This is a genomic window from Paenibacillus sp. FSL H3-0333 (assembly GCF_038002805.1).
GTDB classification, from domain to species: domain Bacteria; phylum Bacillota; class Bacilli; order Paenibacillales; family Paenibacillaceae; genus Paenibacillus_AQ; species Paenibacillus_AQ silagei.
In genome coordinates, this window is sequence record NZ_JBBODG010000001.1 from 3,620,261 (window position 1) to 3,641,365 (window position 21,105).

A 21,105-nucleotide genomic window follows, 5' to 3' on the forward strand; every position below is an offset into this window, starting at 1 on the left:
TAGATGGCTTATACACCTAAAACATGGGTTAATAGACAGGTTGAAAGACCTAGAACATATAATTTAGAAAATAACTCTGATGGAACAATTACCTTGTTGCCAGCAGAAGGAGTTGTAATAGAAGAAGGTACACCCTTGGAAGCAAGCAGTATGAATACATTAGAGAATGGATTGACAGAAGTCAGTGAAACTGTTGGGAATGGTATTAGAGATTACATAAGACAACCAGCGTTTGCAACAACAGAAGGAGGCGCAACGGCGTACACTGTGACTCTCAATCCAGCACCTACAGCAATCCTTGATGGATTTGGCATTACTATTGTTCCCCATGTAACTAATGGCACTAATGCTACACTTAATATAAATGGATTGGGCGCTTTTCCTCTCAAAAAACAAAATGGTCAGCCTTATACTGCTGGTCGTATTGTTTCTGGTAAACCTTATTCATTTCGCAAAGTTGGAATGGATTTTTTAGCCGATAGCGCTGGAGGATCAGGCACAGCTCAACCAGCGCATGTATTAGCACCATACACTTTCACCAATGATGATAATGAAGAATATCCGGGAACTATGGTCACAATAACATCTGGGGAAGATCCAGCGCTCAGTGTTGGGCAATGGCCTAATGGCGATTTAGCCGTTTATCCTCGGCAAGGTTACCGTAAAGGAGGATCTGGAGCGGGAGAGATTAGAGTATCAACAGCACAATTACAGTCAGCAGACGCAGAATTTAGGGCTGATAGAATATTAGAAGGTAATAATATCTATGGAGTTTCTGGTTCTATTCTAAATAGGAGTGCTAGAAACGCTCATACACCAGGGAATACACATACTGTTTGGGTTGGTGATCGATTTTTTATTCAACCTCCCAATGGTTATTATGATGGTAGCACTTGGGTCACTGCTCCCGTTCCTGCAATGATTCCAAATAACATTCGATCTGGCGTTAATATGAACGGTGTAGTGGGAACAGTACGGGAATATTTTGGTGGAACTTTCCCTGTCAATTTTTCTGGTCCGGGAGCTGGTCAAAATGCGCAGGGTTACTATGAAATATTAAGATTACCTGCCGGATATTCATATTCCGCATTTGCTGGAAGTGTTCAATTAGGAATGTCAAGTACAAATATATATCAGTGGGCGGCTTTAGTTGTTCAAGATATTGCTGGACGGGAATTAATTATATCCTCTCTTCCTTACCAGCCAAGTTACTCAAGATATTCACAACGTAACGGATTTTTCGTTGATAGACCAAACCGTAGAATAAAAACGTGGTGGAACGGGTCTGGTTATGAGAATCAAGGCGGTTGGGAAGGAAACTCAGATATCGGTCCAGAAGGATCTGTAGCAAACCAGAACTTTGACTTTAACAATAGGCTAATATTTTACTTTAGAGTGGATGCCTCAATGGGGGGAGGATATACAACATGCTATTTTAATGGTCAGATGGTTTACAACTAAAAGTATAACATTGAATTAAAAAGAAGGTGCTCCTATTGTCGTGGCAAACACCAAAAACGAACTGGACAGCAAATGATTACTATAACTATACAGACTTAAATAGAGTTGAATCGAACTCTGTTTTTTTGGCTGATAGAATAGGTGAATATTTATCAAAAGTAATATCACTAGATGTAACAACAAACAGAACAATTTCACGAATTGAATTCAGTGACCAACTTAATCGAATTGAAAATAATATAGCCATACTTGCATCGAATTTTTATAAGCCTGTTGGATGGAAGGAAGTTAAAACAAACTGGTTAGCCAATCAAGCGTTTAGTTATGAGGATGCTAATCGGTATGAGCAAAATCTTAATCTTCTCTATAATACTTTGACAGACATATTAAATAATTTTAAGTATTTAGGAACATTCACATCAGGGGAGGCCGTATTATAAATGGCATATGATAAAACAGTATGGAAAGATAGGGTAGTACAGCGCCCAAGAACATACATTGAGTCTGCAAATGCAGACGGTAGTATTACACATATTCCTTCTGAGGGAAGTATTACAGAGGTAGGAACACCTGTAAATGCATCGAATTTGAATAAGATAGAGAATGAACTATATAGTCTAAGTACTCAGTTAAATGGTGTTGTTAATCCATGGGGAGATAATACAACTTCTTCTAGAAGTAGATGCGAGGCATCTGAATCAAATTCTATAAATTTATCTGGTTCCACATGGACAAAAATGCTGTTTAGACAAGAGAATTATGACGCATTTAATGAGTATGATCCATCAACATCCAGGTTCACGGCAAAAAGCAATGGAGTGTACTTAATATCTGTTTCAGTACCAATGACAGGAGTATCAGCTCAAAGAAGAGTGATGATGGATGTATACAGAAATGGAACACAGGTTTGGAGACTCCAAGACTTCTCAACTTCGATCATAAGTGACATGTCGTTAGTGGGTTCTACAAGCATGTATATGAATGCTGGGGACTACATTGAAATAATGTTATGTGTCAGTGGTCAAAGTAGTATAACAGAGCCAGGTGCAGCTCTTTTTGTTACAAGAATAGCATAAAAGGAGATTAAGAAATAAACATATCACCAGCATCTAATTATCTTTATAACAAGCTTGAAAAATCACAACAGATACCAAAAAAGGCGTTTTATTTTGCTCCAATACTTGTATTGGGGATTATTTGTATATTAGGGGATCATAGTAATGGAAAAATTACTTTCACTTAGAGAAATCAGTTTTTACGGAATATCATCTATTTTGGGTTCAATTGCAACATACTTTTTTGGAGGTTGGTCAACCCTCTTGCACTTTATGCTAATCTGCATGGCACTTGATTACATATCAGGTTGTTTTGCAAGTGTTATTGAAGGTAAAGGTTTAAGCAGTGCAGTAGGATTCAAAGGAATTACAAAAAAAGTATTTATGATTCTTACAATTTACCTTGCACACTATGCTGATATGGCTGTTGGTGTGGACTGGATTATGATTGGAACAACATGGTTTTGGATTGCCAATGAACTTGTGAGTCTAGCTGAAAATTATGCACGAATGGGATTGCCATTTCCAGAATCCTTAAAGAAACTCATTACCGTTGTCAAAGATCGAAGTAATCAATCTCAGTGAGGTGTGACATGACTAAGCAAGAAGTATTAGCAAAATCAGCAAGACAACTTGAAGGTTTGCATCCAGTAGTTAAACAAGCAGCAATTAAATTGATCAGCGATTGTTACGACAAAGGCATATACATACGCATTACACAAGGTTTGCGCACTATAGCAGAGCAGAACGCATTATATGCGCAAGCTAGAACAACCAAAGGCCCAATAGTTACTAATGCAAAAGGTGGATACTCTTGGCATAACTTTGGATATGCTATTGATTTTGTGCTGATTGAATCAGACTATGATATGAAGGCAGATAAAAATAATAACAAAGTTGCTGATTGGTTAGAGGTTACACAGGTAGCTAAAGCCATTGGTTTTGAATAGGGTGGTGATTGGACTAAATTTAAAGATTATCCACACTTCCAGATGACATTTGGCCTCACTCTTGCACAAGTACGTAATAGATGCAAAACCTACACCAGACACAATTAAATGATGTATCGGCTAAGTTAAAAGATGTATCAGAGCAGAAAGAGGATGATGATCAAGTGGATAAAGTTAAAATTGTACATACTAAAGACAACTCATTGCTTGATGGATTTATGAAAGACAATAAGAATTACATTTGTGTGAATGATTTAAAAGAAAAATGGCCTAATTAAGGCGACATGGGATAATATCAATAAGAAGTTATATGTTAGCTGAGATAAACAAATAAAGATACTTTCATGGGTTATGTTTTCGTGTTATTATGAAGACATAACCCATTTTTTCACTTTCAGGAGGAATTATTTTGATTAAAGTATGTGCATACGCGCGCGTAAGTACGAAAAAAGATGACCAAGAAAACAGCTTAGAGGCTCAAAAGGATTACTACTTAAGTTACGCAGATGATAAAGAAGGGATGGAACTCTACAATTTGTATCATGACTCAATCTCCGCTACTGGATGGAAAAAGAGAAAAGGGTTTATACAAATGCTTCATGACGCTGGCCTTGATGTAACTGTAACAGAAAGAGGGACAATGGTTCTTGAATTGAGCGACAGAGAACCGCTGTTTAATCGAATAGTTACCAAAGACATATCTAGATTTACACGTTCAGTGACTGATGAAGAAATATTCAGAAAGTTAAAAGACAAAGGAGTCTTTGTTGATTTCACAAATGTGGGACTAACAACTCAAAGGAAGGCGGATAATTTTACAATTCAAATAATGACTGCTGCTGCACAACAAGAAAGTGAAGATAGATCAAGAAAAGTGCTATTTGGGTTAGAAAGAAGTGCTGAAAAAGGACGTATTCGGACACGTGACAATTTCTATGGCTATAAATATCATGTAGATACAAAGACATTGACGATTAAAGAAAATGAAGCTGCGATAGTAAGATTAATATATCAGCTATATATAGACGGATTAGGACTCAGAAATATACTTAAACATTTTGAGAGACATAATATCAAAAGAGAAGGAATACCATTTTCTCAAACAACCGTTAATAGAATACTAAAGAATCCAGCATATAAAGGATTACTTGTTAGAAATAAAATGGAATCACCTCTTGTATTCAGTAGTAAGAAAACAGCTACTCAAAAACCAGAAGAGGAGTGGAAGGTTCATCAAGATGTTATTCCCGCTGTTGTTGACGCTGATATGTGGCAAAAGGCTCAGGACGCTAGAAAGACCAGGCTAAACCAAGATCGAAAAGGAGTAAAAACTCATTTTGGTAGGTACTCGGGTAAAATCGTTTGTGTACAGTGTGGAAAAATGTATGTCCAGAACAGAGATAAAAACGGTTGCTTATTTATGAATTGTGCAACTAAGAAAGCTCTAGGAAAAAGTTCATGTTCCGCGCGCAATATCAGGAATGATTTGATCGATAGCGCAGTTAATGAATTTATAGAAACGGGATTAGAAGATACAATATCAGAGTTTAAAAAGTCATATGTCTTAAGTCTAAACAAATTAAAAGATGAACTCAGAGGAATGATTGATAATCAAAAATTGGAGGACTCAGAAAAAATTAAAAAAAGTTTAGATGAACTATCTGCTAAAAAGGACAGACTTGGGGATCTTTATGTTATGGGGAACTTCAGCCTGGAAAAATTAGAAGAAATGTCTAAAGGTATTAATAGAGAGTTTGAACTTTTAAATAATAGCTATGAGCAAGCCACTCTAAGTAATGCTGAAATTAAAAATGAAATTGAAGAAGTGAATAGAACAATAAAAGAACTCAAAAGTTTTAGTGTGGAGAAAAATTTAGGAATGGATATAATAATGAGTATGGTTAGCTCTATCTCAGTTCAGGAGTTTAAAGGAATATCCAAGAGCGATAGGAAATCTAAAGGTGGAATAATTTTTAAATTTGAATTTAAGGTTTTTGAAAAATTAAATAAGATAGTGGATAAATATAAAATGATGGGTAAATTAGACACGGAAAATACTATTAGCATTATGAGAGAATACTGATGGACTTCATAGGTGAAATGTATGGGTTATGTTTTCATTAATACATATTATCGGCCTGCCGGATTCGGCAGTCAGGGAAGCGGTCGAGCGAGTACGGTCCGCCGTCAAGAATTGCGGTTACAGCTATCCCCAACAGCGGGTGACGATTAATCTGGCCCCGGCGGACCTGCGCAAGGAGGGCTCGGCGTTTGATCTGGCGATTGCCCTGGGGATACTGACGACCAGCGGCCAGCTTGTTATGCCGGAAGCCGGGCAGATGCTGCTGATTGGTGAGCTTGCGCTCGACGGAAGTCTGCGGCCGGTAAATGGGGTATTATCCATGGCCCAGGCTGCGCGGCAAGCCGGGATTCATGCTGTTCTGGTACCGCCCGGCAATGCGGCTGAAGCTGCGTTGATCGCAGGAATGAAGGTGTACACTGCCGGGCATTTGCGGGAGCTGCCTCAGCCTGGTCAGCTTCCTCCGCCGAATCCGATTGAACAGTCTGAAGCAGCCGGATCAGACTTGCCCTTGCCGCAGGCTGATTTGCCGTTTCCGGTATCTGTATCTGTGAGTGCTGAAGCGTCCTCCAGGAAGCGTCCGCCCGTTCTGGCGTTGTCCCTGGACCATTTGAGATATCATTCTGAGCCAGCGGAGAATATTCCCTCCCTGCTTGCGGTGAAGCAGCCGATGAATGAAGATTACAGCGATGTTATCGGCCAGAATCATGTGAAGCGTGCCCTTACGATTGCGGCAGCGGGAATGCACAATATTATTCTGATCGGCCCTCCAGGTACGGGGAAGACTATGCTGATTAAGCGGTTACCCGGAATTCTTCCCGATCTTAACGATCAAGAATCGCTTGAGGTGATGAAGATATTCAGTGCTGCCGGGAAGCTTAGGGACGGAGGGAGCGGGTTGCTGCGTGACCGCCCGTTTCGTTCACCGCATCATACCATCTCGGCAGCCGGATTGATCGGCGGTGGCGGAATTCCGAAGCCGGGGGAGGTTAGTCTCGCACACCGAGGTATTCTCTTCCTGGACGAGCTGCCCGAGTTCTCCCGGACTGTGCTTGAAGTGCTCCGCCAGCCGCTGGAGGATGGGATTGTAACCATCAGCCGGGCGCGGGCATCCTTCACCTTCCCTGCCCAGTTCCTGCTCGCTTGCTCTATGAATCCCTGTATGTGCGGATTTCTTGGTAGTGGCAACACGCATCAGCGGTGCAGCTGCAGTCCGGCCAAAATCGCCCAATACCGGCGCAAAATCTCGGGCCCGCTGCTGGACCGGATGGATATGCAGGTTGATGTGCCGCATCCAAGAGAAGGCGACAGGAGTGTACCTCCGGTCTCGACGGCACAGATGCGCTCTGAGGTTCTGCGGGCTCAGGCGATTCAGGCGGAGCGGTATAGCATCCTGCCGATCTCCTGGAACAGCGAGCTGTCCGGGGCGGCGCTTCGCCGTTATGCTGCGCTGCGGCCGGAAGAGGAGATGCTGCTGGATAGTATTCTCGAGAGTCTCGGGCTCAGCATGCGGGCGCATGACCGGATTATTAAGCTGGCCCGCACGATTGCCGATCTGGAAGCGGAGGAGGAGATTGGCGCTGCGCATCTGGCCGAAGCGGTCCAATACCGCAATCTGGACAGGCAGGTCATGGTGGAGGAGGAAGCCTGACACGCCAAAACCCCCGTCCGGGGCCGCCGGGCAGGGGAGGGCATGCTGAAACGGTATCGTCCTTTAAAAGGACGGCAATGCCGTTTCCACTTGTGAAGCTATTCTTACAGCACGTTCAATTCTACTTCGATGTTACCACGGGTAGCACGGGAGTAAGGACATGCGCCATGAGCTTCTTGTACCAGCCGTTCAGCGGTCTCACGGTCAACACCCTTGACCAGAACATCCATCTTCACGGCAATGCCGAAGCCGCCGTCTTCCACTTTACCGAAGCTGACGGTAGCCGTTACTTCAGAGCCTTCGATCTTTACCTTGCCCACACGTGCAACCATGTTCAGTGCGCTGTCGAAGCAAGCGGAATATCCGGCTGCGAACAGCTGCTCAGGATTCGTGCCTTCACCGCCGGCGCCGCCCATTTCGCGTGGTGTGCTGATCGCAAGATTCAGCTTAGGGCTGTCGGATTCAATAGAACCCTGTCTGCCGCCTACGGCTTTTACTGTTGTTTCGTACATTTTCTGTTGGATGGTCATCATATTAAATCGCTCCCGTTCGTTTTCAAATTGTATTGTACACAACTTAATTTAACACAATTAAAATAAAAGTCAATCTATTTCCCACTATTAACATGATATTATGGATGAATTGTGATAAACTAATGTCACAAAGGCAGGTGAAGAAGAAATGCAAAAAGAATCCACTACAACCCCTGAGCTTATGCTGGAGAACCAGCTCTGCTTTACGATTTATGCCTGTTCACGTGAATTTACGAAGCTATACCAGCCTCATCTGGATAAGATCGGATTAACGTATTCGCAGTATCTGGTTATGCTGGTCCTGTGGGAGAGACAGCAATGTACAGTCAAGGAGCTGGGTGAAGCTTTGTTCCTCGATTCAGGCACGCTGACTCCGCTGCTCAAGCGGCTGCAGGCTGCAGGACTAATTTTGCGTGAACGTTCTTTGCAGGATGAGCGGAAGGTGCTGATTTCATTAACACCCCAAGGCTTGGCGCTGCGGCAGGATGCTATGGGCATTCCCGGCAAAATGGCAGAAGGCACGATGCTCTCTCCGGTAGAGTTCATAGATTTGCTGGGACAGTTCAAAAATCTCCTGAACCGGGTGCACGAAGCTAACGTTAGCAATTCGAAATCGTAGTCTCGCTCCCATATAAGAGTATAGGTTTCACCGTCCTGAATAAGGGCGGTTAAGCCGTTTTACGCATGAATGTCAATGCAATCGTTCGCATTCCGGCATGAAACCGAGCGAAAATGTATGTATAAATAGTGAAAGTTTTTAAGGAAAGCGCTTATAAAACATGTTACAATATTCTGGGTTTCACATTCTGGCATATAGGTAATTATAGATATCACTATTGTGATAGGTTCTATATGCTACTTGCAGAGAACTGTACCGGTTGCAGCGTATGCTTCAGGTGTCGGCGCTCTGCTTGTACCGGGATATTGCCGGTTAACAACCGGTCTGGCCCCGGCTTTGGACAATCAAAACGGAATGCGGAATGACCGCAGGCTGCCTGCACAGGTCACCGCAACACTTTAGGAGGCTTCCGGAATGAATATCCACGAGTATCAGGGAAAAGAAGTACTTAAGAAGTATGGCGTAGCCGTACCGAACGGAAAAGTTGCTTATACAGTGGACGAAGCCGTAGAAGCTGCCGCAGCGCTGGGTACACCTGTGGTTGTAGTCAAAGCGCAGATTCATGCTGGCGGACGCGGCAAAGCCGGCGGCGTCAAGGTGGCGAAGAACAGTGATGAGGTTCGCGCGTATGCGTCCGAGATCCTCGGCAAGACACTGGTGACCCATCAGACGGGACCCGAAGGCAAGGTAGTAAAGCGGCTGCTGATTGAAGAGGGCTGTCAGATTGTCAAAGAATATTATATCGGTCTGGTTGTGGACCGCGCTTCCGGACGGGTCGTCATGATGGCATCCGAGGAGGGCGGTACGGAGATTGAAGAGGTGGCAGCTACACATCCCGAGAAGATTTTCAAGGAAATCGTTGATCCGGCGGTTGGGCTTCAGACCTTCCAGGCGCGTAAACTGGCTTACAGCATTGCCATTCCTCCCGAATTGGTGAACAAAGCGGTCAAGTTCATGCAAGCGCTATATCTGGCTTTTGTGGATAAAGATTGCTCAATTGCAGAGATCAACCCGCTGGTCGTTACTGCAGACGGTAATGTGATGGCGCTTGATGCCAAGCTTAACTTCGATTCCAACAGTTTGTTCCGCCACAAGGATATCCTGGAGCTGCGTGATCTGGACGAAGAGGATGCCAAAGAAATCGAAGCGTCCAAATTCGACCTTAGCTACATCGCACTTGACGGCAACATCGGCTGTATGGTGAACGGGGCGGGCCTGGCGATGGCGACTATGGATATCATTAAATATTATGGCGGCGAACCGGCCAACTTCCTGGATGTAGGGGGCGGTGCGACGACTGAGAAGGTAACGGAAGCTTTCAAAATCATCCTGTCCGATGACAAGGTGAACGGTATCTTTGTTAATATTTTTGGCGGCATTATGCGTTGTGATGTCATCGCTACCGGTGTAGTCGAAGCGGCAAGACAGCTTGGCTTAACCAAGCCGCTGGTCGTACGTCTTGAGGGCACGAATGTGGCACTGGGCAAGGAGATTCTCGCCGGCTCCGGACTGAATATCGTTGCTGCTGATTCCATGGCGGACGGTGCCCGCAAAATCGTTGCTCTTGTGTAATATTCGACAATAAAAGTGAGGATGTGACCTATCGCATGAGCATTCTTGTAGATAAAAATACGAAAGTCATTACCCAGGGAATTACCGGCGCTACGGGTTTATTTCATACAAAAGGCGCGCTGGACTACGGTACTCAGATGGTTGGCGGTGTAACACCGGGCAAGGGGGGCACTACGGTTCAGATTACCCTAGACAACGGTACCGAGAAGAGTCTGCCTGTCTTCGACACGGTTGTTGCCGCCAAAGCAGCCACTGGTGCAACTGCAAGTGTCATTTACGTTCCGCCTGCTTTTGCCGCAGATTCGATTATGGAAGCGGTGGATGCGGAGATGGACCTGGTCATTTGTATCACAGAAGGCATTCCGGTGCTGGATATGGTCAAAGTGTCCAGATACATGGAGGGCCGCTCCACAGTGCTGATCGGTCCCAACTGTCCGGGTGTCATCACGCCTGGAGAATGCAAAATCGGCATTATGCCGGGTTATATTCATAAGCCGGGATATGTCGGTGTAGTCTCCCGGAGCGGGACCTTGACCTATGAGGCTGTGCATCAGCTGACGGAGCGCGGAATCGGCCAATCCTCAGCGGTAGGCATCGGGGGCGACCCGGTGAAGGGCTCGGAGTTCATCGACATCCTGAAGCTTTTCAATGAAGATCCGGGTACCAAGGCTGTCATTATGATCGGTGAGATCGGCGGGACGGCAGAGGAAGAAGCTGCACTGTGGATCAAAGAGAACATGACCAAGCCGGTAGTGGGCTTCATCGGCGGGGTTACGGCACCTCCGGGCAAACGGATGGGTCACGCCGGGGCAATCATTTCAGGCGGTAAAGGGACGGCGAGCGAGAAGATCGCTGTGCTAGAGTCCTGCGGCATTAAGGTAGCGCCAACACCTGCTGAAATGGGCTCTACTCTCGTCAGCGTGCTTGAGGAACGCGGCATCCTGAATGCCTTCACGACCCATTAGAGCGCTTCTTACGCTAGTTCGAAATGTTTTGGGGTCCCCGCAAAGTACCTGAGTTATCATCGAAGCTAAATCTCCACTTTGTGGGGTTGTTTTGTCACAGCTTTTCCTGCCGAAGCAGGTATAATGAATGTTGAAGGTAAGCAACCTTTTGTCCCGGATGACGCGGATGAAAGGTTGCTTTTTTTTGGTTTAAGTCAATTCGGTTTAAGACAATAAGGAAGGCTGGCCCTTCCGCACGGGAGAGAATACATATGGAAATTCGGGAGCTGTTGTTCGGTCTGCATGAGATGGAAGGGATTGGCTGGAAAAGTATCGACAAGATCCGCCGGGCAGGTCTTTTGACGAATGCTGTCTTCTCCTGTTCTGCTGAGGAGTGGGAACGGGCTGGAATCAGCGGTGTAATATCCGCCCGGCTGGCGGCAGACTTCAATGAAGCATGGGTGCTGAAGCGCCGCTCTTTAATGGAAGAAAGCGGTGTAGCGGTGGTCACTATTCTGGATGATCACTACCCAGTACAGCTGAGGGAAACCCCTCAGCCGCCTTGGGTATTGTACTATCGTGGCCGTCTGGAGTTGGCTTCCCGTCCCTCTGTTGCTATGGTGGGGACCCGGGTGCCTACCGCTTATGGGCGCAGGGTGGGGGAGATGCTGGCGGGACAGCTAAGTGCAGCCGGTCTCACGGTTGTAAGCGGCCTGGCGAGGGGGATTGACAGTGTCTGTCATGAAGCGGCGTTAGGCGGAGCAGGAGGGACCATTGCGGTGGTGGCAACCGGCTTGGACAAGGTCTATCCTCCGGATAACCGTGAGCTGGAGCGGCAGATTTCGCGGGAAGGGCTGGTTCTTAGCGAATATCCTATCGGAACTCCGAGTCATCCCGGATTATTCCCGCAGCGCAACCGGATTATTCCCGCAGCGCAACCGGATTATCGCTGGCTTGTCGCTGGGAACACTGGTGGTGGAGGCAGACAGCCGCAGCGGGTCTCTGATCACCGCCGATGCTGCGCTTGAAGCAGGCCGGGATGTGTTTGCCGTGCCGGGGCCGCTGACCTCTCCCAAGAGCAGAGGGGCACTGGAGCTGATTAAGCAAGGTGCGAAGCTGGTCACCTGTGCCTCAGATATTGTGGAAGAATACGTCTCCAGCCTGCCTTCCAAGGGGGCTGCATCAGCTTCAGCAGGCGCAGTAGAGCGGGAGAGTCCAGCCGATCTGATGGAAAAGAAATTGACAAGTGAGGAGCTGCACCTTTACCATATACTGCATCAAGGCCCGTTTACACTCGATGAGCTGCTCACGTCAACGAGGTGGGATTTTGGACATTTGCATTCAGTTCTGTTATCTTTAATCATAAAAAAAGCGGTAACACAATTACCGGGTGCAATTTATAAGGTAATTTAATATAGAAGTAACTGTGGTAAGCATAGACTTCCTGGTGCAGCCGGGTCCTAGGACTGGTTCAGGAGGTGATCTGCTTACGAACTTTTGGGAGGAAAACCTATGGCAGATGCGTTGGTTATTGTAGAATCACCATCAAAAGCGAAAACGATTGGTAAATATCTGGGCAGCAAATATATTGTTAAGGCATCAATGGGGCATATCATAGATTTGCCAAAAAGCCAGATCGGTGTGGATGTGGAGAATCAGTTCAATCCCAAATATATAACGATCCGCGGCAAGGGCTCTATCTTGAAGGAACTTAAGGATGCCAGCAAAAAAGTGAAAAAAGTCTATCTCGCAGCTGACCCGGACCGCGAAGGGGAAGCTATTGCCTGGCATTTGGCAAATGCGCTGAATTTGGATAACACACAGGAATGCCGCGTGGTCTTCAATGAAATTACCAAGCAGGCGGTAAAGGATGCCTTCAAGACACCGCGCAAAATTAATATGGATCTGGTGAACGCCCAGCAGGCGCGGCGGATTCTGGACCGGCTTGTCGGTTACAAGATTAGCCCACTATTATGGAAGAAAGTCAAAAAAGGCCTCTCCGCCGGACGGGTACAATCGGTAGCGGTCAAGATTGTTATGGACCGGGAGAATGAAATTTCTGAATTCATTCCTACAGAATACTGGAGCATTACTGCCCGGCTAGCGATTCGGGATTCTGAATTCGAAGCCAAGTTCCACCGGCTGAACGGCGAGAAGAAGGAATTGGGTCAAGAGAGTGATGTGCAGGAAGTGCTGGAAGCGATTAAGAACGCGGCCTTCCAGGTCAAAGAAGTGAAAGAGAAGGAGAGACAGCGGCATCCATCCGCTCCGTTCACGACAAGCTCCCTGCAGCAGGAGGCTGCCCGTAAGCTGGGCTTCCGCGCCTCCAAGACGATGTCTGTTGCACAGCAGCTCTATGAGGGAGTGGAGCTGGGCAAGGAAGGCACTGTCGGGTTAATCACTTATATGCGTACAGATTCCACGCGTATCTCCACTACGGCCCAGGATGAAGCCAAGGAGCTGATCCAGGCCAAATACGGCGAGAAGTTCATTCCCGAGACGCCGCGCCAATATTCCAAGAAGGCTGCGGGCGCCCAGGATGCGCATGAAGCGATCCGTCCGACCTCTGCGCTGCGTGAGCCGGATATGGTCAAGGAATTCATGAGCCGTGATCAATTCCGGCTGTATAAGCTCGTATGGGAGCGTTTTGTGTCCAGTCAGATGTCTTCCGCGCTGCTGGATACGTTGTCGGTAGATATTACAGCCGGTACAGCGATATTCAGAGCGGTAGGGTCCAAGGTCTCGTTCCCGGGCTTCATGAAGGTGTATGTGGAAGGCAATGATGACGGCACAACAGACGAAGAGAAGTTCCTGCCGCCGCTTAAGGCAGGCGATGAGCTGGTGAAGCGAGAGATTGAGCCGAAGCAGCATTTCACCCAGCCGCCGCCAAGATATACAGAAGCCCGTCTCGTCAAGACGCTTGAGGAACTGGGTATAGGTCGTCCAAGTACGTATGCGCCGACCTTAGAGACGATCCAGAAGCGCGGGTATGTGGCGATTGAAGAGAAGAAGTTCATGCCGACAGAGCTTGGAGAGCTAATCATAGAGCAAATGGAAGAGTTCTTCCCGGAAATTCTCAATGTGGAATTCACCGCCCATATGGAAGGGGACCTTGACCATGTGGAGGAAGGCGCGGAGGATTGGGTGAAGGTACTGGCCGAGTTCTATGAATCCTTTGAGAAAAGACTCCTATATGCGGAAGAAGAAATGAAGGAAATCGAGATTGAAGATGAGGTCTCCGATGAGCTGTGTGAGAAATGCGGCAAGCCGATGGTCTATAAGCTGGGCCGGTTCGGCAAATTCCTGGCCTGCTCCGGATTTCCGGAATGCCGCAACACCAAGCCGATCATTAAGGATATCGGTGTAAGCTGTCCGAAATGCCATGAAGGCAAGGTAGTGGAGCGGCGCAGCAAGAAGGGGCGTGTCTTCTACGGCTGCGACCAATATCCGGGCTGTGACTTTGTCTCCTGGGATAAGCCGTCAGTGAAGCCGTGTCCGGCTTGCGGCTCATGGATGATCGAGAAGCGCAACAAGCAGGGAACCAAGCTGCAGTGCACCTCATGCGATCATACAGAGGCTGTAATCGAGAGCGATGAGTTAGCAGAATAATAGGGTCACAGGAGGAACGGAAATTGACAGAAAAAGCACAAGTAACCGTTATCGGAGCAGGTCTGGCCGGAAGTGAAGCCGCCTGGCAGATCGCTTCGCGCGGAGTTCCGGTCAGATTGTATGAGATGCGTCCGGTCGTAAAGACACCGGCGCATCATACAGATCAGTTCGCCGAACTGGTCTGCAGCAACTCACTGCGGGCGAATGGCCTCGGAAATGCAGTGGGTGTACTTAAGGAAGAAATGCGGCGTCTGGGTTCTCTGGTACTGGGTGCAGCCGACAGGCATGCCGTTCCGGCGGGAGGCGCTCTTGCTGTGGACCGGGACGGATTCTCCGGTGAAATCACCTCCATGCTGCATAACCACCCTCTGGTGGAAGTCATAAACGAAGAACTTACGCATATACCGGAGGAAGGGATTGTTGTTATTGCCACCGGGCCGCTGACTTCACCCTCCCTGTCCTCGGAGATCAAGGGACTGCTTGGCGAAGAGTATTTTTATTTCTATGATGCAGCGGCTCCGATTGTAGAGAAAGACAGCATCGATATGAGCAAGGTCTATCTGGCCTCCCGCTATGATAAAGGCGAAGCCGCCTATCTGAACTGTCCGATGACGGAAGAGGAATTCGATATTTTTTATGATGCGCTGATCTCGGCTGAGACGGCTGCACTCAAAGATTTTGAGAAAGAGATTTACTTTGAAGGCTGTATGCCGATTGAAATTATGATGAGACGCGGCAAGCAGACGGCATTGTTCGGCCCTATGAAGCCTGTAGGACTGCTCAATCCTCACACGGGCAAGCTCCCTTACGCGGTTGTGCAACTGCGCCAGGACAATGCTGCCGGTACGCTGTATAATCTGGTCGGCTTCCAGACCCATCTGAAGTGGGGCGAGCAAAAACGGGTATTCTCACTCATTCCTGGCCTGGAGCAGGCAGAATATGTGCGTTATGGGGTCATGCATCGCAATACCTTTATTAATTCCCCTAAGCTGCTGCAGCCCACTTACCAGATGAAGGGCCGGGAGAGACTGTATTTTGCCGGCCAGATGACCGGGGTGGAAGGGTATGTAGAATCTGCGGCTTCCGGTATGATCGCCGGTATGAATGCAGCGAGAGCAGCGCTTGGCGAAGAGAGCCTGATCTTCCCCGAGGACACGGTGCTGGGCAGCATGCCCGCCTATATTACTTCGGCAGATCCTGAACACTTCCAGCCGATGAATGCCAACTTTGGCCTGCTGCCGAAGCTTGAGACACGGTTCCGCAGCAAAAAAGAAAAGAACGAACGTCTGGCTTACCGGGCGCTTGACAGCCTTGCTGCTTATGCTGCAGCCCATGAATTGAAGTATGCTGAGCCGGAGCCGGTGGATGCTGATCCGGCAGAAGCGGATAGTCCTGCACAACCGGCACAATAGGTTCAGACCTGTATTACCTAATCTGAGGAGGGTGCCCATCATGTTACCCAGCTTTCATGCAACTACGATTTGTGCGGTAAGACATAACGGCCATGCGGCGATTGCCGGTGACGGCCAGGTTACATTCGGAGAGAGTGTCATTATGAAGACGACAGCCAAGAAGGTCCGCCGCCTGTACAGAGGTCAGGTCATTGCCGGGTTCGCAGGCTCCGTTGCTGATGCGATTACACTGTTTGAGAAGTTCGAGGGGAAGCTTGAGGAGCATCACGGCAATCTGCAGCGGGCAGCGGTGGAGCTGGCCAAGGATTGGCGCCAGGACCGCATTCTGCGCAAGCTGGAAGCGCTCATGATCGTAATGGATAAGGAAGGCATGCTGCTGATCTCCGGCAATGGTGAAATTATCGAGCCGGATGATGATGTACTGGCGATCGGCTCCGGCGGTAACTTTGCGCTGGCTTCCGGGCGGGCGCTCAAGCGTCATGCCTCCCATCTGGGTGCCGGTGACATTGCCAGAGAAGCGCTGCAAATTGCCTCCGAGATCTGTGTATATACCAATTCCAATATTATTGTCGAAGAGTTATAGGCAAGGTGCCATATATAAAGGGAGGAAGTCACAATGGTGAATCAATCGCTTACGCCACGCCAGATCGTAACAGAGCTTGACAAATATATCGTAGGTCAAAAGCAGGCCAAGAAATCAGTGGCCGTTGCCCTCCGCAACCGGTATCGGCGCAGTCTGTTGTCCGAGGAGCTGCGGGATGAGGTTGTGCCGAAGAATATCCTGATGATCGGCCCTACCGGTGTAGGTAAAACAGAGATCGCCCGGCGTCTGGCTAAGCTTGTTAACGCCCCGTTTATCAAAGTCGAAGCGACCAAATTTACGGAAGTCGGGTACGTGGGGCGTGATGTGGAGTCGATGGTCCGGGATCTGGTAGAGACCTCTATCCGTATGGTGAAGCTGGAGCGCACCGAAAAGGTGAAGGACCGCGCAGAAGAGCTGGCAAATGACCGGATTGTGGCAATTCTGGTCCCTTCCTCCTCGAAGGGGAAATCGCAGCGCAATCCGTTTGAGATGATTTTTGGCGGAAACACCGGCGGGGCGGAGGAATCCAAGGAAGAGCCGGAGGACGGAAGCCTGAGCGAACGCCGCAGAGGGATCAAGTTCAAGCTGCTTGCCGGCCAGTTAGAGGATGACGTCATTGAGATTGATGTCGAGGACACGACGCCTTCGATGATGGATATGTTCGCTGGGCAGGGCAATGACCAGATGGGCATGAACATGCAGGAGATGTTCGGGAACCTGCTGCCGAAGCGTACGAAGAAGCGCAAGCTGCCGATCCGTGAAGCCCGCAAGGTGCTGATTCAGGATGAAGCGGCCAAGCTGATTGACACAGACGACATGATTCAGGAGTCGGTAGCCCGCGCAGAGCAATCCGGGATTATTTTCATCGATGAGATCGACAAAGTGGCCAGCCAGGGCAAGGGCTCCGGTCCCGATGTATCCCGCGAAGGCGTGCAGCGTGATATTCTGCCTATCGTCGAGGGATCGACAGTCATGACCAAATACGGGCCTGTGAAGACAGACTACGTGCTGTTCATCGCCGCAGGCGCTTTTCATATTGCCAAGCCTTCAGATCTGATCCCTGAGCTTCAGGGGCGCTTCCCGATCCGTGTAGAGCTGAGCAGTCTAACACTTGAGGACTTTGTATCTATTCTTACGGAGCCTGAGAACGCACTTACGAAACAATATGTGCATTTGCTGCAGACGGAGAACATTGAAATCCAGTTCCAGAAGGAAGCTATTCAGGAAATTGCCAAGATCGCGGCCTCCGTGAATCAGAATATGGAGAACATCGGGGCACGGCGTCTTCATACGATCCTGGAAAAGCTGCTGGAGGATCTATCGTTCGAGGCACCTGAGTTGACGCTCGACAGGGTGGTCATCACTCCGGAGTATGTTCGCGAAAAACTGGCAGGAATCGCGCAGGACCGCGACTTAAGCCAATATATTCTGTGAGAAGGCAGAGCTATAAAATCATCAATATAGGTAATTCGAATTATGGTTATACAAATTTGATTCTAAATTCATGCATAAAAAGTTAAAAAATTCTATAATAAAACATAAAATGTAATATAAAAGGAAAATAATTGTAAAAACATGCTTTAAGCCCTCTCTTTTCTGAAAAGATAGGGCTTATTTCTTATTGTAATAATATACAAATTCTAAGAGAATCAATGTATGTGAGATTGACATAAGAATCATTCATCGACATGGTTCGACTTTAAGACGAATATGTTGTGAAAAAAATGACTTTATTTGTCGAAAATAAGCAGGGATTTGAACAAAGTTGTGGAATTCTTTTCATTATGATAGGTTTGGAAGGGGGATTACTATGGGTTTGCTGAACAGTGTCAGTTTTCAAAGATTACAAGGAGGCCTAGATGCCGCCACCAAACGACAAAGTGTTCTGGCTAATAATGTAGCAAATAATGATACACCAAATTTTAAACGTTCAGATGTTAGCTTTGAGAGCTTCCTTAGAGATCAGGAGAGCGGACTTAAAGCCACACTGGGTGCGAAAGTATCAGACTCCCGTCATTTTCGCTTCGGGACAGTGACCGGCATGCCGGCCGCTGTGGTCAGTACCGATGAGACTACATCTATGAATAACAACGGCAATAATGTGGATATGGATCGTGAACAGGCGCTGAGCGCCGAGAACCAGCTGAGATACAACTCTTATGTTGAACAGCTGAACAGTCAGATCACAATGATGCGTACAGTTGTACAGGGAGGGTAATCAATAATGAACTTTGGCAGCAGCTTTGGTATTAGCGCCTCAGCTTTAACCGCCCAGCGTCTGCGGATGGATGTGATCTCCTCCAATATCGCCAACGCCGAGACCACAAGAGCCTCCGTGGTGGACGGCAAAGCCGTACCTTACCGCCGTAAGCTCACAGTTCTGGAAACTACCCAGGCTGACAGCTTCGCAAATATACTAGGCTCCAAAATGAGCGGCGGCAATGATGGCGTCAAGGTGAAATCGATTATCGAGGATTCTTCTCCGCTCAAGCCGGTGTATAATCCGAGCCATCCTGATGCGGACGCTGACGGTTATGTATATATGCCGAATGTGGATGTGACCAAGGAAATGGTGGACATGCTGTCTGCCTCGCGTTCTTACGAAGCGAATGTAACGATGCTGAACGCATCCAAATCCATGGTGACCAAGGCGCTTGAAATCGGCCGGTAGAATGAATTGACTGTCTAGGAGGAGAAGAATTGATACAGAATTTATTGATCGGGAACCAGGCGGTTCAGCCGCTGGCTATGAAGTCCGTAGCTTCAGAATCCTCAGCCGTGCAAGAGCCGGGACAGAGCTTCGGTTCATACCTGGAGAATGCGCTTAACCAGGTAGCAGATCAGGAACAGCAGGCGAAGGACATGAGTAACAAATTTGTACTGGGAGAGGTCAACATTGATGAGGCTATGATTTCGTCCCAACAGGCATTGCTGAGTTTGCAGCTGACTACACAAGTCCGGAACAAAGTGATTGAAGCCTATCAGGAAATTATGAGAACTCAAATCTAAATAATCCTAGCTACGTTTCGGATGGGGTGACACTGTGAATGAAAGATTGGCCCAGTACCGGGAGAAGATAACCCAGTATTGGAACAGATTCAGCGGTAAACAGAAGATAATGTTTTTCTCCACTCTGTTTATTATCATTATAATAATCGTAGTTACGACCATGCAGTTATCGAAGGTGGAATACGAGGTTGCTTTTCAGGACCTGGACAGTACCGATTCAGCGGGAGTTATGAGTTATTTGGATACATCAGGGGTGTCTTACCGTTTAAGCCCGGATGGTAAAAGTATCTCCGTTCCCAGTACGGACGCTGCACGTATCAAGATAGCTGTTGGTTCTCAGGGAATCGTTCAGCAAGGCTCGATCGGGTACAAGGTATTCAATGAATCCTCGTCCATGATCGGTACTACAGACAGTGAATTCAATGTTAAATACAACAATGCGCTTAATGGTGAAGTTGAACAGCTGATGAGAAGGATGCAGGGGATTAAAGACGCCAAGGTTCTCATTACCCTGCCGAAGGAGACGGTATTCGCCTCACAGGAGGATCAGGAGAAAGCGCAGGCTTCCGTGGTGATGAGCTTCAATCCGGGATTCAGACCTTCCCAGGAGAATATTGACGGCTACTTCAATCTCGTGAAGACCGCTGTCCCGAATCTTCCCATTGATAACATTACAATCACCAACAACGAGGTGGAGCTGAAACCGACGGCCAAGGGCGGCCAGGCGGGAATCTCCAGCCAGGTTGAAGAGAACTTCGCACTCAAGAAGAAATTCGAAGACGATGTCAAGAAAGATGTCAAGCAATTCCTGAGTACTCTCACAGGTCCCGATAAGGTTGATGTCCTGGTGTTCTCCAAGCTTAATTTCGATAAGGAGAACAGAAAGGAAGATGTTGTAGTACCGGTGGATGCTGAGAATATGAAGGGGATTGAGATCAGCTCGCAGATTATCAGCAAAACATTCTCGGGCCAAGGGAACACTTCCGGAGGAGTCGCAGGTACAGGATCTGAAGATGTTGCAGGTTATCCTGCGGGGGCTGACACAGGTGCTTCTTCTTCTGAGGAATCATCGGAGACAAGGAACTATGAAGTTACTAGAATCACTAAAGATATCATCGCAAGTCCATATACTGTAAAAGATTTAACCATAAATGTCGCGGTTGAACCACCTGCAGGACAAACAACTTTGGACGAGGCTACTTCAGGAGCGATACAGAACATTCTGGTCAACATTGTCCGTGCGTCCCTGGCAGATTCAGGTATCACTTATACAGACGCAGACCTGACCAAAAAAGTTTCGGTATTCTCGCAACAATTTGGAGGTGCTACTGCCGAGAACGCATCCGGCGGACTGGCAACCTGGATGATCTGGGCCATCGGTGCGGCTGCTCTGCTGGTCGGTGCAGGCGGAGGTTATCTGATCTACCGCAGCCGCAAGAACAAGCAGGAGGAAGAGGTCGAAGAAGATATTCCGCTGCAGGTTCCCACCGAGTTCCCTTCAATTAATATGGATAGCGTGACGAATGAAAGTCAGGTCCGTAAGCAGCTGGAAAGTCTGGCGAAGAAGAAGCCGGATGAATTCGTAAATCTGCTCCGCACCTGGCTTGCTGAAGAACAGAGGTGAAGA

At 47.7% G+C, this 21,105-nt stretch carries 23 protein-coding genes; 22 read left to right on the forward strand and 1 reads right to left on the reverse strand.

All coding sequences use genetic code 11. The annotated features are described in order from the left end of the window. Positions 1-3 precede the first annotated feature (3 nt). From MHH78_RS15900 to MHH78_RS15935, 8 genes are all read left to right on the forward strand, one after another. Entirely contained in the window at positions 4-1,461 is a 1,458-nt protein-coding gene (locus MHH78_RS15900) for a hypothetical protein (protein WP_341167976.1), read from the forward strand. 26 nt (positions 1,462-1,487) lie between these two features. After that, positions 1,488-1,901, forward strand: a complete 414-nt coding sequence (locus tag MHH78_RS15905) for a hypothetical protein (RefSeq protein WP_341167977.1) — start codon at positions 1,488-1,490, stop codon at positions 1,899-1,901. Continuing rightward, entirely contained in the window at positions 1,902-2,537 is a 636-nt protein-coding gene (locus tag MHH78_RS15910) for a C1q-like domain-containing protein (protein WP_341167978.1), read from the forward strand. A 144-nt stretch (positions 2,538-2,681) separates the two neighbouring features. Further along, positions 2,682-3,101, forward strand: a complete 420-nt coding sequence (locus MHH78_RS15915) for a phage holin family protein (protein ID WP_341167979.1) — start codon at positions 2,682-2,684, stop codon at positions 3,099-3,101. 8 nt (positions 3,102-3,109) lie between these two features. Continuing rightward, positions 3,110-3,466 carry a M15 family metallopeptidase gene (locus MHH78_RS15920; RefSeq protein ID WP_341167980.1) on the forward strand — a complete coding sequence of 119 codons (357 nt, stop codon included), beginning with the start codon at positions 3,110-3,112 and terminating at the stop codon, positions 3,464-3,466. 80 nt (positions 3,467-3,546) lie between these two features. After that, the gene (locus MHH78_RS15925; protein ID WP_341167981.1) at positions 3,547-3,744 is read left to right on the forward strand and encodes a hypothetical protein; all 198 of its coding nucleotides are present in this window, start codon (positions 3,547-3,549) and stop codon (positions 3,742-3,744) included. 131 nt (positions 3,745-3,875) lie between these two features. Beyond that, positions 3,876-5,549, forward strand: a complete 1,674-nt coding sequence (locus MHH78_RS15930; RefSeq protein WP_341167982.1) for a recombinase family protein — start codon at positions 3,876-3,878, stop codon at positions 5,547-5,549. 28 nt (positions 5,550-5,577) lie between these two features. Continuing rightward, entirely contained in the window at positions 5,578-7,197 is a 1,620-nt protein-coding gene (locus tag MHH78_RS15935; protein WP_341167983.1) for a YifB family Mg chelatase-like AAA ATPase, read from the forward strand. Positions 7,198-7,301: 104 nt separating this feature from the next. Here the strand turns inward: MHH78_RS15935 and MHH78_RS15940 are convergent, their stop codons facing one another. Further along, positions 7,302-7,730 (reverse strand): organic hydroperoxide resistance protein, encoded by a 429-nt coding sequence (locus MHH78_RS15940; protein ID WP_341167984.1) that lies wholly within the window; start codon positions 7,728-7,730, stop codon positions 7,302-7,304. 148 nt (positions 7,731-7,878) lie between these two features. On the opposite strand from MHH78_RS15940, the gene MHH78_RS15945 reads away from it, so the two are divergent. From MHH78_RS15945 to fliF, 14 genes are all read left to right on the forward strand, one after another. Further along, positions 7,879-8,349, forward strand: coding sequence for a MarR family winged helix-turn-helix transcriptional regulator (locus tag MHH78_RS15945; RefSeq protein ID WP_036724645.1), 471 nt, complete (start codon positions 7,879-7,881; stop codon positions 8,347-8,349). A gap of 240 nt (positions 8,350-8,589) precedes the next feature. Further along, positions 8,590-8,751 (forward strand): hypothetical protein, encoded by a 162-nt coding sequence (locus MHH78_RS15950; protein ID WP_341167985.1) that lies wholly within the window; start codon positions 8,590-8,592, stop codon positions 8,749-8,751. Between the two features lie 12 nt (positions 8,752-8,763). Continuing rightward, entirely contained in the window at positions 8,764-9,921 is a 1,158-nt protein-coding gene (gene sucC, locus MHH78_RS15955; protein ID WP_036724647.1) for an ADP-forming succinate--CoA ligase subunit beta, read from the forward strand. 35 nt (positions 9,922-9,956) lie between these two features. Next, complete coding sequence (gene sucD / locus MHH78_RS15960; protein ID WP_036692470.1) at positions 9,957-10,886, forward strand: succinate--CoA ligase subunit alpha; 930 nt, start codon at positions 9,957-9,959, stop codon at positions 10,884-10,886. Positions 10,887-11,137: 251 nt separating this feature from the next. Then, a complete protein-coding gene (locus MHH78_RS15965; protein ID WP_445668047.1) occupies positions 11,138-11,893 on the forward strand; it encodes a DNA-processing protein DprA in 756 nt (251 codons plus the stop codon). Next, the gene (locus MHH78_RS33945; RefSeq protein ID WP_445668048.1) at positions 11,820-12,278 is read left to right on the forward strand and encodes a DNA-processing protein DprA; all 459 of its coding nucleotides are present in this window, start codon (positions 11,820-11,822) and stop codon (positions 12,276-12,278) included. The genes MHH78_RS15965 and MHH78_RS33945 overlap by 74 nt, the downstream gene beginning before the upstream one ends. 99 nt (positions 12,279-12,377) lie before the next feature. Then, on the forward strand, positions 12,378-14,474 hold the full coding sequence (topA, locus tag MHH78_RS15970; RefSeq protein WP_341167986.1) for a type I DNA topoisomerase: 2,097 nt from the start codon (positions 12,378-12,380) through the stop codon (positions 14,472-14,474). 23 nt (positions 14,475-14,497) lie between these two features. Continuing rightward, the gene (gene trmFO / locus MHH78_RS15975; RefSeq protein WP_036724649.1) at positions 14,498-15,886 is read left to right on the forward strand and encodes an FADH(2)-oxidizing methylenetetrahydrofolate--tRNA-(uracil(54)-C(5))-methyltransferase TrmFO; all 1,389 of its coding nucleotides are present in this window, start codon (positions 14,498-14,500) and stop codon (positions 15,884-15,886) included. 40 nt (positions 15,887-15,926) lie between these two features. Beyond that, the gene (gene hslV / locus MHH78_RS15980; protein ID WP_036724650.1) at positions 15,927-16,469 is read left to right on the forward strand and encodes an ATP-dependent protease subunit HslV; all 543 of its coding nucleotides are present in this window, start codon (positions 15,927-15,929) and stop codon (positions 16,467-16,469) included. Positions 16,470-16,502: 33 nt separating this feature from the next. Continuing rightward, entirely contained in the window at positions 16,503-17,903 is a 1,401-nt protein-coding gene (hslU, locus tag MHH78_RS15985) for an ATP-dependent protease ATPase subunit HslU (RefSeq protein WP_341167987.1), read from the forward strand. A 376-nt stretch (positions 17,904-18,279) separates the two neighbouring features. After that, positions 18,280-18,687, forward strand: a complete 408-nt coding sequence (flgB, locus tag MHH78_RS15990; RefSeq protein ID WP_036724652.1) for a flagellar basal body rod protein FlgB — start codon at positions 18,280-18,282, stop codon at positions 18,685-18,687. Between the two features lie 6 nt (positions 18,688-18,693). Beyond that, on the forward strand, positions 18,694-19,140 hold the full coding sequence (flgC, locus tag MHH78_RS15995) for a flagellar basal body rod protein FlgC (protein WP_036692480.1): 447 nt from the start codon (positions 18,694-18,696) through the stop codon (positions 19,138-19,140). A 29-nt stretch (positions 19,141-19,169) separates the two neighbouring features. Then, positions 19,170-19,478: a flagellar hook-basal body complex protein FliE gene (gene fliE, locus MHH78_RS16000; RefSeq protein ID WP_341167988.1), complete on the forward strand. Its 309-nt coding sequence runs from the start codon at positions 19,170-19,172 to the stop codon at positions 19,476-19,478. Positions 19,479-19,512: 34 nt separating this feature from the next. Then, the gene (fliF, locus tag MHH78_RS16005; RefSeq protein ID WP_036724657.1) at positions 19,513-21,102 is read left to right on the forward strand and encodes a flagellar basal-body MS-ring/collar protein FliF; all 1,590 of its coding nucleotides are present in this window, start codon (positions 19,513-19,515) and stop codon (positions 21,100-21,102) included. The last annotated feature ends 3 nt before the right edge of the window (positions 21,103-21,105 follow it).